Raw genomic sequence first — 14,552 nt, 5'->3', positions numbered from 1 at the left:
CGACGAATGACGATGAAGGCCCGCCGCGCGCTGCTCTCCGCAGCCGCATTGGCCACGGTCGCGATCACGACCGGCTGTGGCTTCACCGTGGAGGATCTGCCGTTGCCCAAGCCGGGCACCGGCGGCGAGACCTACACGCTGCACGCGAAGTTCGAGAACGCCCTGAACCTGCCCGATCAGGCCAAGGTGAAGGTCGGTGGTTCCGATGTCGGCGTCGTGTCGTCGATCACGACCAAGAACTTCGAGGCCATGGTCGACATGGAGATCAACGTCGATTACAAGCTGCCGAAGGGCAGTACCGCGGAGTTGCGCCAGGCCACTCCCCTCGGTGACGTCTTCATCGCGCTGAGCAGCCCGAAGAACGCCACCGCGGGCGCGCCCGACATGGCCGCGGGTGACACCTTCACCCTGGAAGCCACGTCGGCGGGCGCCACGGTGGAAGAGCTGCTGGTCTCGGTGTCGATGCTGTTCAACGGCGGCGGCGTCGCCAGCCTGAGCAGGCTCGGAACCGAACTCGGCTCCATCCTGAACGGGCACGGCGGTGAACTCGGCCATCTGATCTACGAGATGACCGGCGTCATCGGCGAGTTGAACAACAACAGCACCAAGGTCGACTCGGTGCTGACGGAGTTCAACACCCTCGCCAACACCATCGAGGCCAACAAGGGTCAGCTCGGCCAGGTGGCCGACACCCTGCCCCAGGCCATCGGTGCGATCGCCGAGAACAACAAGGCGATCGGTGACCTGCTCACCAAGCTGGCCACGGCCACCGCCGCCATCGGCGACTACTCCAACACCACCGGTGATCAGCTCTCCGACCTGCTGACCAATCTCGACAACCTGATGAACGCGCTGGCCGCGACCGGCAACGACTTCGGCTATGTGATGGATCAGTTGATAGCGATCCGCCCCGGCGTCAACCAGACGTTCAAGGGTAAGGGCCTGGCGCCGTACGCGACGCTGACCAACCTCGATGTGGGCGCGCTGACCGACCCGGCGAACAGCAAGCTCTGGGACTTGAAAGATGTGAACGATTTCGTCGGCAGCTTCATCCAGGTGCTGCAGATCGTTCAGGGCCGAGTGGGAGGCCACCGATGAGCAGGCTGAAGAAGTTCGCCGGCAGCAAGATTCTGCTGGCCAACAGCGCGCTCGTACTCGTGCTGTTGATCGGCGGGACGTACCTGCTGGTCAACGTGATGCGAGTCAATCCGCTGCGATCCGAGTACGACGTCACCGTGAACCTGGATCGCTCCGGTGGTCTGCAGCCGGGCAACGACGTGACCATGCGTGGTTTCCGGATCGGCAAGGTCACCTCGATCGAACTGATCAACGACGGCGAGGCGATCGCCGCCAAGACGCAGATCGACAAGGATTTCAAGATCCCGGTCGACACCATGATCCAGGTGGCGGCGCTGTCGGCGGCGGGCGAGCAGTACATCGACTTCCGTCCGAAGAGCGATGTCGGCCCGTTCCTCGGTGACGGTGCGGTGATCAAGTACAGCCCGGAGCAGATCCAGACGCCGGTTCCGGTGTGGGCCGTGCTCGACGATACGAGCGCGCTGATCGCCCAGGTGAATCCGAAGCAGTTCGACGTGATCCTCGACGAGCTCGACATCGCGCTCGGTGCCGGTCCCGACCAGCTGCGCGGCCTGATCAACGGCGTCAGCCTGGTGGTCGCCGGTCTGGACAACCTGCTTCCGCAGACGGTGAACCTCATCGCCAACCTGCGGGTGATCGCCGAGACCACCTCGAACGCCCAGCCGGATCTGCAGACGCTCACCAGTAATTCGGGCGCTTTGCTCACCCAGTTCAACAACGCCAACGCCGAGCTGCAGGGAGTGCTCGACAACGCGCCCGCTCAGTTCGAATCCCTCGGCGCGGTGCTGGACGCGACGGCCGATCCGATCAGCTCGCTGGCGGCCAACTTCGTGGCCATCACCAAGGCGGCGCAGTTGCGTCAGCCCGCCCTGCGACTGCTGTTCCCGTCGCTGGCACTGGGCCTCGGGTCGATCGGCGCCCCGGCCCACGAAGGCGAATTCCACACCATCCTCGATATCTGGCCACGTCCGACGTGTTACTACGAGACCGAGTACCGGCGCAACGAAGAGGTTCAGGACGGCAGCATTCCGAAGTGGAATTACTGCACCAACCCGACCTCTGACCTGCAGATCCGTGGTTCGGCCAACGCCCCGCGCCCGAACGTGCCCAACAACGGCGCGCAGATGCCGCCCGGTGTCGACCCGAAGGAGCGGACACCTATTCCCGCCAAGTGAGATGGTGCCCGGCCAGGCTGTTCACAGCTTGACCGGGCATACTCGCGGGGAAGACGTGTGGCCCGGCTCACGGACCACAATCGGAAATCGGTGCGATCATGTGCGCCGGGAAAGAGCAGGATTGATTCGATGACCAGCGACGATGCCCAGAGCAAGTCCGATGCCGCCGCGGCAGACAAGCCCGATCTGGCGAAGACCGACGACACCGTGAAGGGTGCGGCGGCGACTCCCGAGGTCGATCAGCCGACTGTCAAGGCGCAGACCGTGAGCGAGGCGTCGGCTCCGGCCGCTGCCCCGAGCGCGACATCGAGCTCGACGGGCTGGATCGCCGCTGGTGTGGCCGGTGTGGTCGCGGTCGGCGCGATCACCGCGGGTGTGGTGTTCTTTCTGCAGAACAACAACAAGGCCGAAAAGCTCGACGCAATCGCCGAGTCCACCAAGGCAGCCTGCGATTACGGCGCCATCCTGGCCAACTACGACTACTCCAAGGATCTCGACGGCTATATCGCGTCGATGAAGGCGGGCGCCACCGGCGACTACCTCAAGGAGTTCAGCGATGCCAGCGAGGCGCTCAAGGGCGCCATGGTGCAGGCCCAGGTCAAGTCGACCGGCGAAGACGTGCAGTGCGCGTACATGTCGGGCAGCACCGACGACGTCAAGGCCATGGTCACCATGACCCAGTACCGCACCAACTTCACCCAGACCCAGCCCGATCGGATGATGTTCGCGATCGAGATGAGCCTCGAGCGCTCCGGCGACAAGTGGCTGGTCAGCAAGCTGGACTCGCCGCTGCTCAAGAACGGCGGCGGCGCCGCGGCCGGTGGCGGCACGGCTCCCGGTCAGGCAGTTCCGGCTCCGGCCCCCGCGCCGGCGCCCGCCCCGACACCCGGGAACTGAGCACGTCAGAGAACTGAGCCAACCGAAACGCCGCGGGCAGATTCATTGCCCGCGGCGTTTCGGTGTCCGGTCCCACTCCGGTCGCACCGCACCTAGAACAGGGTGAGAGTCCCTGCCACCGGCGCGTCAGCTGCGACCGACTTCCCTGTGGAGACCGTGTTCGTGGGGGCGGGCACCGTGGGTTCTCGGCGCCGAAGCCTCGGTTGTTCTCGCTCGACGGGCGCGGCCTCGCGTCCGAGAGCCGGGTTGTCGCGGACTGCCCGTGCGGCCTCGCCTGCCAGCTTGTCGGCCTGTTCGTTGAAGTAGTTGCCCACGTGCCCGCGCACCCAGCGGAAACGCACCGGCCCTTCGCGGCCGGTGATGGCCCGGTCGATCTGCTTGATGATCTCTACGTTCTTCACCGCGCCGCCGGTGGAGGTGCGCCAGCCGTTGCGTCGCCAGCTGGTGATCCACTCCGAGGCGCACTTGATGGCGTACTGGGAGTCGCTCTCGATGAGCATCGGTTCGGCGCCGGGGTGGGCGAGGATGGCTTCCAGCACGCCGCGGAGTTCGGCGATCTGGTTGGTGCCGCTGGCGGCACCGCCGCTGTTCGCGGGTCCGGAATGATTCACCCATGCCCAGCCGATGGCACCACCGGGATTGCGCAGGCAGGACCCGTCGGTGCTCACGATGATCATGACCGCCACCCTAGGCGATGCGGCCGACAAGATCGGTACCGTGGAATGCCTCTATCTCCCTTCGCAACCGCGATTCCGTTCGGCGCAGTGCCGATTTCGCGGCCGCGTCGACGAGGCCGTGGCACAGGCGGCCGAACATGCCGCGTGGTGGTGGATAGTCGGCTTCGGAGGTCAGTACGGACCGTTCGTAGCCGAGTGGATCGAAGCGTAGGGTAACGGTTCCGTATACCCGCCCACGCAGGGTATACCCGATGACGGCATTGCGCCGATATTCGGTGATCTCCACCGATGTTCGCAGTGGAATCACGCCGAACAACCGGACTTTTACCGTGAAAGCGGCACCGAGTCCCTGATCCGGTTCGCCGAGCGGCGTCACCTCGGTGACGCCGAACATCCACTGCTGCCCGTGGCGGAAATCCTCGGTATAGGCGAAGGCGGCGTCTACCGTCGCGCCGACGTCACTCGCAAACCTGATGTGGCCCATCGGCCCTCCCTGATCCGGATGGGTTTCCTCGCCCACGCGTACAGGAGCCAAAAGTACTACAAATCTCCGGTTTATTTAGCGGAATAGAGTTGTTCGACCAGGTATCGCGCGATCGGCATCGCCGACGTGGCGGCCGGGGAGGGCGCGTTGAGTACGTGGATCGAGCGGGGCGTGCGTTCGATGAGGAAGTCGTGCACCAGCGTTCCGTCGCGCAGCACCGCCTGGGCCCTGATGCCCGCGCGGTGCGGGAGCAGATCGTCGGTGGTGAGTTCGGGGCAGTACTTGCGGCATTCGGCGAGGTAGCCGCGCTTGAACACCGAATTGCGGAGCTCGCGCACCCCGGTGGCGAGATGGTCGCGGGCCACCCGGCGCACGCCGGCGAAGCTCAGCACGTCGAGGGCGTCGCGTCGGTTCACGCTGCCCTTGCGGTAGCCCTCCCGCGACAGGCCGAGAACCGCGTTCGGGCCGACGGTGAGTTCGCCGTCGATGGTGGGACTCAGGTGTACGCCGAGGAACGGCAGCGCGGGGTCGGGCACCGGATAGATCAGTGTGCGCACCAGATCAGCGCGCTCGGCGGGGAGTCGGTAGTACTCGCCGCGGAACGGCACGATCCGAAAATCGGTGTCAATCCCGGCCTTTCGCGCCATCCGGTCGGCTTGCAAGCCCGCGCAGACGATCAGCGTGCCCGCGGTGACCGAGCCACTCGGGCCCGAAATCGTGACAGCCGAGACGTTCTCGGTGATCGCGTCGACAGCGGTACCGAGCCGGATCTCCCCGCCCATCGCCTCGACCTCGGCGGCGAGCGCGGCGGTGATCTCGGTGTAGTCGATGATGCCGGTGGCCGGCACGAACAGCGCGCCGACACCGCTGATCCGTGGTTCGCGCCGCCTCAGCTCGGCCGCATCGATCGCCTCGACCTCCACACCGTTGGCGATCGAGCGCTCGTAGAGCGCGAGCATCCGCTCGTGTTCGGCGAAATCGGTGGCTACCAGCAACTTTCCGCATTCACGGAACGGAATGTCGTGGGCCGCGGCGAATTCCTTCGTCCACCGCGCACCGGCCCGGCACAGCCGTGCCTTCAAACTGTCCGGGGGGTAATAGATCCCGGAGTGGATGACGCCGCTGTTGTGCCCGGTCTGATGCGCGCCGAGTGAGGCTTCCTTCTCGATCAGGACCAGGCTCGCGTCGGGATACTCGGTCAGCAGCCGGTGCGCGGTGGCCACGCCGACGATGCCGCCGCCGATCACGCAGAAGTCGTACGCACCGCTCGAGGTGCCGTGAGGAGTCACACGCCGACGGTAGCCGGGGTGTCCTCGGTCGAGGACCGGGGTGCCTCGGCGTCGTTGTCGTCGTCGGCCGATTCCGTGGCAGTGCTGGTGGTCTCGGCCGGTTCGGTGCCGGTTCCCTCGACCCGCAGCGTGTGGCTGCCGAGGCCGGGGTCCGACAGCACGAACACCAATTCGCCACGGCGTGCGTCGAATTCGGTGTACAACGCGGTCACCGCGGCCGGATCGACGGTCAAGCCGAGGTATTTCGCCGCCACCGTCACGAGATTCGTGTCCACGGTGAACGACACGCTGTCGCTGCGCGGCGGTGCCACCTGCGCGCCGACATAGGTGCCGCCGATCCCCACCCGTCCGGTCAGCGGCGAATTGTCCGGTCGCGCACCGACTCCGGACTGCTGGGCAGTGATCGGAGTGCGCGTGGCGGCGGGTTCCGAGCGCTCGGTGGTCAGCGTCGGCGCCCGGAAGGACATGGCCAACTCGACGCCGGCGCGTGGTGCGGAGTCCTCGACCGAGAAGGGTCGAGGATGGCCGGGGTTCGGCGTCACGGCCGGTTCCGCCTGATCGTGCGCGGGTGCCGGGCCGAGTTCGGGCATGTGATTGACGATGTAGGCGCCCGCGGCGAAGGTGAGGCAGAGGCTGGCTGCGCCGGAGATCACGATCGCGGACAGGCGCACGATCTGAGCAGGCCGATGTGCGGTCACGATGCGGTTCCCTCCTGTGGCTGTGGGTATACCCGAGCTGAACGGGCCCGCATCGTTGAAAGCCACGTGCTGATTCCACGTTACGTGCTGGGTCGCACAGTAACCGCCCCGCCGCAGTGAGATCAGAGCCACATCCGAAACGTAGGCGTATCACTCCTAGTGGGGGCGGGTTTTCGTCTGGGCAAGTGTTTCTCACACCGCGTAGCGGGTATCTGATGGAAGCAGGCGAGCGTCATTCACGACTGCCACGGTGGTCACCCCCGGCCAATGAAGTCCGGGGCAGTCGGCACGAATGGCGCTCAGGGACTGGCGCTCGCCTGTGTTTATTGGCGCGCTGGCGCGCGCGGGTCCGCGGCCCCGAGGGGCCGCCGGTTAGACGCCGTTGCTTGCTCCTTCGTCGCGTACGCAACGGCGTCTAACCGGCGACCCGGCCGCGGACCGGCCACTTCGTGGCCGCCGCTCCCCAGGGGTCGCGGGTGGGGGCTGGGAGTGCGGTCATGGCGGTCTGGGGTGGACGGTGTTGTGGGTGGGTGTCGGCGCGGCGGTTGTTGGGGTGTGCGGTGTGGTTTGGGGTGTCAGGCGAACTGGCCTGCTTCGCGGCCTGGGCCGGGGGGGCCTGCGAAGGCTTGGGCGATGCCTAGCCAGTGGTCGGCGTCGGGGCCTTCGGTGATCAGGGCGGTGTCTTCGCGGTGGCGGCGTTGGGTTGCCACCAGGCAGAAGTCGAGGGCGGGGCCGGTGACGCGTTGGGGGGCGTCTTCGGGGCCCCAGGTCCAGGGGGTGCCGTCGGGGGCGGTGAGTTCTACGCGAAATTCTTCGGCGGGGCCGGATTCGCCGTTGACCAGGTAGGCGTAGTTCCTGGCGCGCACGCTGATGTGGGCGACGGTGCGCAGGCGGGCCGTGGGGACTCGGGTTACCTCGAGGGCGTCGGCGACGTCCTGGCCGTGGGCCCAGGTTTCCATGATGCGGGCCGAGATCATCGACGCGGCGCTCATCGGCGGGCCGAACCACGGCAGTTTGGTGCCGGGGGGCACGGCGGCCAGTGCGGCGACGAGTTGCTCGCGGCCCGCGCGCCAGCGGACCAACAGCTCGGCGGGTGGGGTCTGCGCGATTTCCTCGGCGCCTTCGTCGACGAGGGTGAATGCTCGCGACGCGGCCTCGGTGAGGAACGCGGTGAAGGCCTCGGCGTCGGTCGCGGCGAGTACCGACACCTCGTCGGTCCAGGTCAGATGGGCGATCTGGGTGGCGATGTCCCAGCGTGGCGCCGGCGTCGGCGTCTTCCACTGCTCGGGGGTCAGTGGTGCGACCAGGTTTTCCAGATCCGCGCATTCGGCGGCGAAATCGTCGAGCAGCGCTGCGAGGTCAGCCATGGAGTTCCCTTGCCGATCATGGCGCGACCCGGTAGCGGTGCGCCGTCGTCACCAAGAGTCGCAGCGACCGTCAAAAAATGCAAGCACGCGTGCTTGTTATTGGAACTACCAACCGAAGGTCACGAGGTGGAGGGCGCCGACACCGATGCCGAGCGCCCCACCGTGCAGATACAGCAACCACGCGTCCTGTTCGACCGACGCGTAGAACATCTCCATGAACTCGCCGGGCGTCAGAGTCCGCAGCTTGCGCGCCGCGAAGTCGTCGATCTTCTTCGCCTGTTCCAGCACGAACTGTTCGTCCTCGATCATCGTGCGCGCCGAGAGCACCCCGGCACCGGCGCCGGAGATCGCCAGATTCTCGAACTGCTTCTTACCGAGCGCGGCGCGCACCACGAACGCGGTCGCCCCGAGCTGCCGGTGGATCTCCTCCGAGACCACCCGTTCGATGAGCTGGCGGGTCTTGTCCCCGTTCGGCCCTTCCAAGAGCTCGACCGACAGGTTCTCCACGGTCAGCACCTGGTAGGCCAGGATGTGCGCGAGGTCGGTGGCGGCCTGGGGCTGGCGCTTGGCCAGCAGCGCCTGACGCCACAGGTACTTGTAGCGCGGCTGCGGATCGCCGGGTTCGAACACCATCTTGATCGCGATCACGTTCACCGTCACGCCGATCATGGCCGAGGCGAACAGCACGATCGCCCAGGCCGGGATCGCGCCGAAGTAGGGGATCTTCGAGTGCACGTGCAGGTACAGCGCCAGGATCAGGCCGAACGGCGCTCCGAGCAGACCGATCCGCGCCATGAACTTGAGCTCGGGCGCGGCGATGGTGGTGGTCAGGTCCTTGAGGATGGCCGGGTTCTTCTCCAGATACCGGATCACGAAGTTCTTCACGTCGAGCAGCTGGTCGATGTTGTCGCCGAGAGTCTCGAACGCGCGTCGGCACAGCGCGGGCAACTGGCGGTCGATCCGCTGGTAGATGGCCTGTTTCACCGGTCGTGGCAACGATCGCCACAGGTCGGGGTTCTCCCGGTTCATGATCTCGTCGACGATCGGCTGCACCTGATCGCGCGCCCGTTCGGCGAGATAGTCGCCGATCCCGTCGAGGTCGAGTTCGTGGATGAAGTCGCGCGGGCTACCGATCCGCAACAGCGCCGAGTCCACGCAGATGCTCGCCATCTTCTCCGCGCGTGCCGGGATGAAGCCCTGGAAGCCGAGCTGGCGCCCGTCACCGGAGAACGTGGGCAACACCTGCACGCGCCGGGGTAGGTAGGGATAGAGCACGTGCAGCAGCGGGACCCGGAAGCCTTTGAAGTACAGCGGCCAGAACAGCATCAGCACGCCGGTCCAGTTGGTGAGCCAGCCCGCGAGCGCGCTGAAGATCGGAAAACTGATCAGCTCGACGACGAACTTCGACTGCCCCGTCAGCTCTTCCCAATCGATGAACAGTCCGGAGGCCAGTGTGGTCATCGAAGAGCCCCCTAGTGCTGACGCGCGAAATACGTGAAGAACGTGAGGATAAGGCAACCACATTCTGCCCGGTGGCGACGGGGTGTCACGCAAGCGGGTGCGTCTGTCAGCCTGGTGATCGGCCGTCGGCGCTAGGCTGGCAAGGCTGTCGTATGCGTCACCGAGTTCATCCCCGTCGCCTGTGCAAAGGGAGTCGCTGTGAGCATTGTTCCGAAGAATCATTTCGCGCGTCCGGTCGCTGTGATCGGCGGTGGCACGCTGGGTAGACGGATCGCCCTGATGTTCGCCACCAGGGGCGGCGAGGTCCGCATCATCGATCCCGACGGCGAGGTCGGCAACGCGGCCGTGGCCTTCGTGGAGAAGCAGCTGCCCGAGGTGGCCGCCACCGTGCCCGACGGCAAGCCGGGCACCGCCGAGTACGTGCCGGATCAGGCCATCGGCGTGAAGGGCGCGTGGCTGGTGGTCGAGGCCGTGCCGGAGAACCTCGATCTGAAGAAGAAGGTCTTCGCCCAGCTCGACACCGATGCCGATGCCGATGCGATCGTCGCCTCGAACTCGTCGTCGTACGCGAGCCGGCTGTTCACCGAGGGCTTGAAGACCAACGACCGCATGCTCAACACCCACTTCTACATGCCGCCGCAGTCGACGGTGCTCGACGTGATGTCGGACGGAAAGACGTCCGAGGACATTCTCGACTTCGTCCTGGAGACCTTTCCGGAATACGGCGTGCACCCGTTCCTGGTGCACAAGGAGTCGACCGGCTTCATCTTCAACCGGATCTGGGCCGCCATCAAGCGCGAGTCGCTCGAGGTGGTCTACGAGGGTGTCTCGACGCCGCACGACGTCGACGAGATGTTCTCGCGCAACTTCGGCACGAAGGCGGGTCCGTTCCGGATGATGGACCAGGTGGGTCTGGATGTGGTGCTCGATATCGAGCAGCACTACGAGCAGGAGAATCCGAATCTGCCGAAGGGGCCGGTCGAGCTGCTGAAGAAATATGTCGACGCGGGCAAACTCGGCGTGAAAACCGGTGCGGGTTTCTACGACGATTACCCGAAGCCGAAGCAGAGCTGAGTCGATGACCGAAATAGTGGCGTTGGATCTCAAAGCCGGGGCGATGCACGCTATTTCGCTCGACGGTAAACAGGTGCGCACCGTGGTCGACGGCCTCGATCGGTTTCCTGACGGTGTTGTCGTCGACAAACTGCGTGGGCATATCTATTGGACCAATATGGGTACACCGGACGCGCGACCCGAGCGCGGTGTCGAGCCGGAGTTCTTCTCCCGCAACGGTTCCATCGAGCGGGTCGACCTCGACGGCGGCAACCGCACCACGATCGTTCCGATCGGCGCCTTCACCACCGGCAAGCAACTCACCGCCGATTTCGAAGCGGGACGGCTGTATTGGTGTGATCGCGAAGGGATGCAGGTCCTCACCTGCGACCTGCACGGTGACGACCTGCACGCCCTCGTGATCACCGGCAAGGGCGAGGTCGACGCCGACATCGCCCGCAACTGGTGCGTCGGCATCTGTCTCGACCTCGACCGCCGCCTGCTCTACTGGACCCAGAAGGGCGCGGCCAAAGCCGGCGACGGCCGGATCTTCCGCGCTCCCCTCGACCTGCCGCCCGGCGTGGATCCCGCCGCCCGCACCGATATCGAACTGCTCTGGGAGAACCTGCCGGAGCCGATCGATGTCGAACTCCACGGTGTCGGCGATCTCGTCTGGACCGACCGCGGCGCCGCACCCCACGGCAACGCGCTCTACACGGCCGAGGTCCAGCCCGAGGTGGGGACCCCGACGATCATCTCCACCGGCTACCACGAAGCGATCGGCGTGACCGGTTTCGATTCCCGCTTCTATGTGAGCGATCTCGCCGGCACGATCCGCCTGGTAGACCTCGGCGCCGGCGTCGATACCGACCTGGTCCGCATCGGCAGCCCGCTCACGGGCATCACGCTGGCCGACCTGTAGCGCAGGACGGTTTGCACGGCCAGGCCCACACACCGGCCGACCGGCATCCGGGCACCCAGCACGATCAGGTTCATGACATCGCCCCCTCGGCGTAGATGGCGGCGCGGTCGCGATGGGTGAGCACCGGGCAGATCTCCACCCGGTCGGGGCCGGGCAGCAAAGCGGGGTCCTCCCCCGGCAGCAGTTCGGTGGCCAGGATCGCCTCGCGCACCGCGTGCAGCGCCTGCTCGGTCTCGGCGACGCCGATCACCAGGCCGGAACCGTCGGCGCGGCGCAGTTCGTAGAAGTCGAGCAGGCCCGGCACGGTGGCGACGGCAGGCTCGATGCGGTGGGCATTGGCGAAGTCGACGGCGGCCAGTTCGGCGGCAGTGCGTGGCTGGTCGAACCAAATGAGGTGTGCGTACATGATTTCAGCTCCTGACCTGGTGAATCGGACACATCTAGCCTCGCGCCGATCGGCGGCGCGCGGATCAGTGCCGGTACGTATTCGCAGTACTGAACTCGTGCCGGCGCGCGATACTTAGGCGTGCAGACTCCGGCCGTCGGACGGCATGAGGAGATCGCCCGCCTGCGCGCCGCGGTGGTGGCCGCGGCCTCGGGTGCGGGCCGGTTCGTGCTGGTGAGCGGACCGGCGGGGATCGGCAAATCCTGGTTGGCCGAGTGTGTCGCCACGCTGGCGGTCGAGGCGGGCTTGCGGGTCGTGCGCGGCAACGCCCTCGACGACGCGGGGATGCCGCCGCTGTGGCCGTGGCGTCGCGCGGCCCGCGAACTCCCCGAACTGGCGGCCGCCCTCGACACCGTCACCGAACCGGGCGGTGGGCCCGCCGCCCAGCGGTTCCGCATGTTCACCGAGGTCGCCGATGTTCTCATCGCGGCCGCCGCGCCGTCGGGGCTGCTGCTGGTCCTCGAGGATCTGCACTGGTCCGACCCCACCTCGCTCGCCCTGCTCACCCACGTGGCCACGGAAACTCCGCGCACCAAGGTGCTCATCGTGGGCACCGCTCGCGAACCGATGGGCGAGACCCTGCTCGCCGACCAGCCCGATTGGCTGCGCCTGCCCCACTTCCAATCCCTGCCGGTACCAGGACTTTCCGAACACGAGGTCCGCTACTGGCTCGAACAACGCGGCCGCACGCCCGATCTCGCACAGCGTGTGCACGAGCGCACCGACGGCACTCCCCTGCTGGTTCGCCTCGTCATCGAATCCGGCACCGATATCGGAGACGACCCCTTGCTCTCGGTCCCCGGAATCCGCCGCCTGATCCTCGCGCGGCTCGACCGCATCGACCCCGCCGAGGTCGAGATCCTCGGTGCGGCCAGTGTTCTCGGCGAGCGCATCGATTCCGAGCTACTGGCGCAGGTCTACACCTCGGTGGAGCACGCCCCGAGCAGTGATGATCAGGTGTCGAAGGCGCTCGACACGGCGACCACGGCCGGCATTGTTCGGCGCTTCGCCGACGAGACAACGGGTTTCACGCATGCCTTGGTGCGCGATGCCGTGTACGCCGATCTCGTCCCCTCGCGGCGAGCCGCCTACCACCGCGCGGCGGCCGAGGCATTGGCCGCGCGCGGTGGGCCGGATTCGGCAGTGGCAGGCGCGATCGCGACCCACTGGCGCCACGCCTGCGCCCGCACCGACTCGCCGCAGGCCCGCCACTGGTCACGTCGAGCGGCGCGGTCGGCTCGTGCGAGCGCCGCCTATGCCGAGGCAATCCGTTTCGGCCAGTGGGCAATAGATGCCGCGGGTGCCGCCACGCCCGATGCCGAACGCGCGCAGTTGCTGATCGAACTGGCCCGCGACGAGTTCGCCGCGGGCTGGGTCGCCACCAGCCTCGACCACTGTGTCGAGGCGGGCGCCCTCGCCGAACAGGCCGATCGCCCTGACCTGCTCGCCGAAGCGGGACTCGTCGTCCAGGGCGTCACCACTCCGGCGGTGATGACGCAATTGGACCTGCTCTGCGGCAAGGCATTACGCCTGCTCGACCCCGACGAGTATCCCGACTCGATCGCCCGGATTCTCGCTCAGCGTGCCCTGTCCGCCGCCGACCGAGGCGCGGGCGCCCGGGCACGAGAACTCTCCGACCAGGCCATGCGTGCCGCCGAACGGTCCACCGACCCCGATGTCGTCCTCGACGCGATCCACGCCCGCCACCTCTCCCTCGCCGCCATCGAGTTCCTCGACGAGCGCAGGGAACTCGCGGCAAGAGCGATCGAGATCGCGGTCGACGCCGAACAGCCGCTCGCGCAACTCTGGGGATACGTGTGGACAACTGACGCGTCCCTGCAACGCGGCGACCTGTCCGCCTTCGACGGCGCCCTCGACCACATCGAGGTTCTCGCCGATCGCCGCCGCCTGCCGATCGCCCGCTGGCACCTGCTGCGCCTTCGCGCCACGCGCGCGGCGCTGATCGGCGACTTCCCCGCCGCCCTCGACTTCGACACCGCCGCCTACGAGCTGGCAGTCGGCATCGGTGACTACTCCCTCGCGGGTCTGCACCATGCCTTCCGCGGCATGCACGCCGTGATCGTCGGACACATCGACCGCGACGAGCTCACCGCGGCGCTGGCTTCGCTGGCCTTCGCCCCGAAGATCACGATCGCCCAGCTGTTCGCCCCGATGATGCACGCCTTGGCGGGCGATCTCGAGGAGGCGAGCGCGCTGTTTGCGCCGTTCCGCCTGCTGCCCGACACTCTCGAGATCGGCCCGCGCTGGTCCGGCACCCTGTATTCGGTGGGCATCGTGGCCGAACTCCTCGACGACGCGGAGACGGCCGACCGCGTCTACCGCGCCTTCGACGGCCGCGAACACCACTACGCCGCCGACGGCACCGGCGCTCTGTTCTGCGTCGGCTCGATCGCCCGCATCCGCGCCGACAGTGCCCGCGTGGCAGGCCACCTCGGGGCCGCGGTCGACCTCTACCGCCAGGGCCTGGCCATGGACACCGAGATCGGCGCCCGCCCCGCGATCGCCCTCGGCCACCTCGGTCTGGCCCGCACCCTCCTCGTCCGCGGCGATCTCGGCGCCGCCCGCGCCGCCGCCGAACAAGCCGCCACCGTCTTCCGCCGCCTCGACATGCCCTACCGCCTGCGATCCGCCGACGCCCTGCTCGCCGAAATCGCCACGGCCACCCGCACCGCCGACCCGCTCACCCGCCGCGAACGCGAAGTACACGACCTCGTCGCCACCGGCCTGACCAACCGAGAAATAGCGACTCAGCTGGTCCTATCCGAACGCACGGTGGAAACCCACGTCCGCAACATCCTCGCCAAACTCGCCATCACCAACCGCACCGAGATCACTCGAGGCCCCCGCTGACCCGAACCCCGTCGCTGTCTTTGCGCTGATCCTGATCAGCAGTCTCCGTGTTCTCGGCGCGCCTCCGCCGATGGACTGACCGAAGGGTGCGACGAAGGAGTACCCGTAGGGAGGG

13 protein-coding genes are annotated in these 14,552 nt (G+C 67.0%); 6 read left to right on the top strand and 7 right to left on the bottom strand.

What is annotated here, in order from left to right; all coding sequences use genetic code 11:
* The first annotated feature begins 6 nt into the window (after positions 1-6).
* From QX204_RS31990 to QX204_RS31980, 3 genes are all read left to right on the top strand, one after another.
* Positions 7-1,098, top strand: coding sequence for an MCE family protein (locus QX204_RS31990; protein WP_301904177.1), 1,092 nt, complete (start codon positions 7-9; stop codon positions 1,096-1,098).
* A complete protein-coding gene (locus QX204_RS31985) occupies positions 1,095-2,273 on the top strand; it encodes an MlaD family protein (RefSeq protein WP_301904176.1) in 1,179 nt (392 codons plus the stop codon). The genes QX204_RS31990 and QX204_RS31985 overlap by 4 nt, the downstream gene beginning before the upstream one ends.
* A 129-nt stretch (positions 2,274-2,402) precedes the next feature.
* Positions 2,403-3,170: a hypothetical protein gene (locus QX204_RS31980; RefSeq protein ID WP_301904174.1), complete on the top strand. Its 768-nt coding sequence runs from the start codon at positions 2,403-2,405 to the stop codon at positions 3,168-3,170.
* Between the two features lie 92 nt (positions 3,171-3,262).
* Here QX204_RS31980 and QX204_RS31975 read toward each other — a convergent pair whose 3' ends face one another.
* From QX204_RS31975 to QX204_RS31950, 6 genes are all read right to left on the bottom strand, one after another.
* The gene (locus tag QX204_RS31975) at positions 3,263-3,847 is read right to left on the bottom strand and encodes a ribonuclease H family protein (RefSeq protein WP_301904173.1); all 585 of its coding nucleotides are present in this window, start codon (positions 3,845-3,847) and stop codon (positions 3,263-3,265) included.
* Between the two features lie 10 nt (positions 3,848-3,857).
* On the bottom strand, positions 3,858-4,331 hold the full coding sequence (locus tag QX204_RS31970; protein WP_301904172.1) for an SRPBCC family protein: 474 nt from the start codon (positions 4,329-4,331) through the stop codon (positions 3,858-3,860).
* 71 nt (positions 4,332-4,402) lie between these two features.
* Positions 4,403-5,620, bottom strand: a complete 1,218-nt coding sequence (gene lhgO / locus QX204_RS31965; RefSeq protein ID WP_301904171.1) for an L-2-hydroxyglutarate dehydrogenase — start codon at positions 5,618-5,620, stop codon at positions 4,403-4,405.
* Entirely contained in the window at positions 5,617-6,318 is a 702-nt protein-coding gene (locus QX204_RS31960) for a hypothetical protein (protein ID WP_301904170.1), read from the bottom strand. Before QX204_RS31960 ends, lhgO begins: the two co-directional genes overlap by 4 nt.
* A gap of 575 nt (positions 6,319-6,893) precedes the next feature.
* Entirely contained in the window at positions 6,894-7,685 is a 792-nt protein-coding gene (locus QX204_RS31955; protein ID WP_301904169.1) for a TIGR03084 family metal-binding protein, read from the bottom strand.
* A 105-nt stretch (positions 7,686-7,790) separates the two neighbouring features.
* A complete protein-coding gene (locus QX204_RS31950) occupies positions 7,791-9,146 on the bottom strand; it encodes a DUF445 domain-containing protein (RefSeq protein ID WP_301904168.1) in 1,356 nt (451 codons plus the stop codon).
* Positions 9,147-9,344: 198 nt separating this feature from the next.
* Between QX204_RS31950 and QX204_RS31945 the strand changes: the two genes are divergently transcribed.
* The gene (locus QX204_RS31945; RefSeq protein ID WP_357219022.1) at positions 9,345-10,220 is read left to right on the top strand and encodes a 3-hydroxyacyl-CoA dehydrogenase family protein; all 876 of its coding nucleotides are present in this window, start codon (positions 9,345-9,347) and stop codon (positions 10,218-10,220) included.
* Positions 10,221-10,224: 4 nt separating this feature from the next.
* On the top strand, positions 10,225-11,121 hold the full coding sequence (locus tag QX204_RS31940; protein ID WP_301904167.1) for a hypothetical protein: 897 nt from the start codon (positions 10,225-10,227) through the stop codon (positions 11,119-11,121).
* A 70-nt stretch (positions 11,122-11,191) separates the two neighbouring features.
* Here the strand turns inward: QX204_RS31940 and QX204_RS31935 are convergent, their stop codons facing one another.
* Positions 11,192-11,527: a hypothetical protein gene (locus QX204_RS31935; RefSeq protein ID WP_301904166.1), complete on the bottom strand. Its 336-nt coding sequence runs from the start codon at positions 11,525-11,527 to the stop codon at positions 11,192-11,194.
* Positions 11,528-11,647: 120 nt separating this feature from the next.
* Between QX204_RS31935 and QX204_RS31930 the strand changes: the two genes are divergently transcribed.
* Entirely contained in the window at positions 11,648-14,437 is a 2,790-nt protein-coding gene (locus QX204_RS31930; RefSeq protein ID WP_301904165.1) for an ATP-binding protein, read from the top strand.
* Positions 14,438-14,552 lie beyond the last annotated feature (115 nt).

The sequence above is a fragment of the Nocardia sp. PE-7 genome (genome assembly GCF_030486425.1).
GTDB lineage: Bacteria > Actinomycetota > Actinomycetes > Mycobacteriales > Mycobacteriaceae > Nocardia > Nocardia salmonicida_A.
This window is presented reverse-complemented; position numbering and strand designations above follow the sequence as displayed.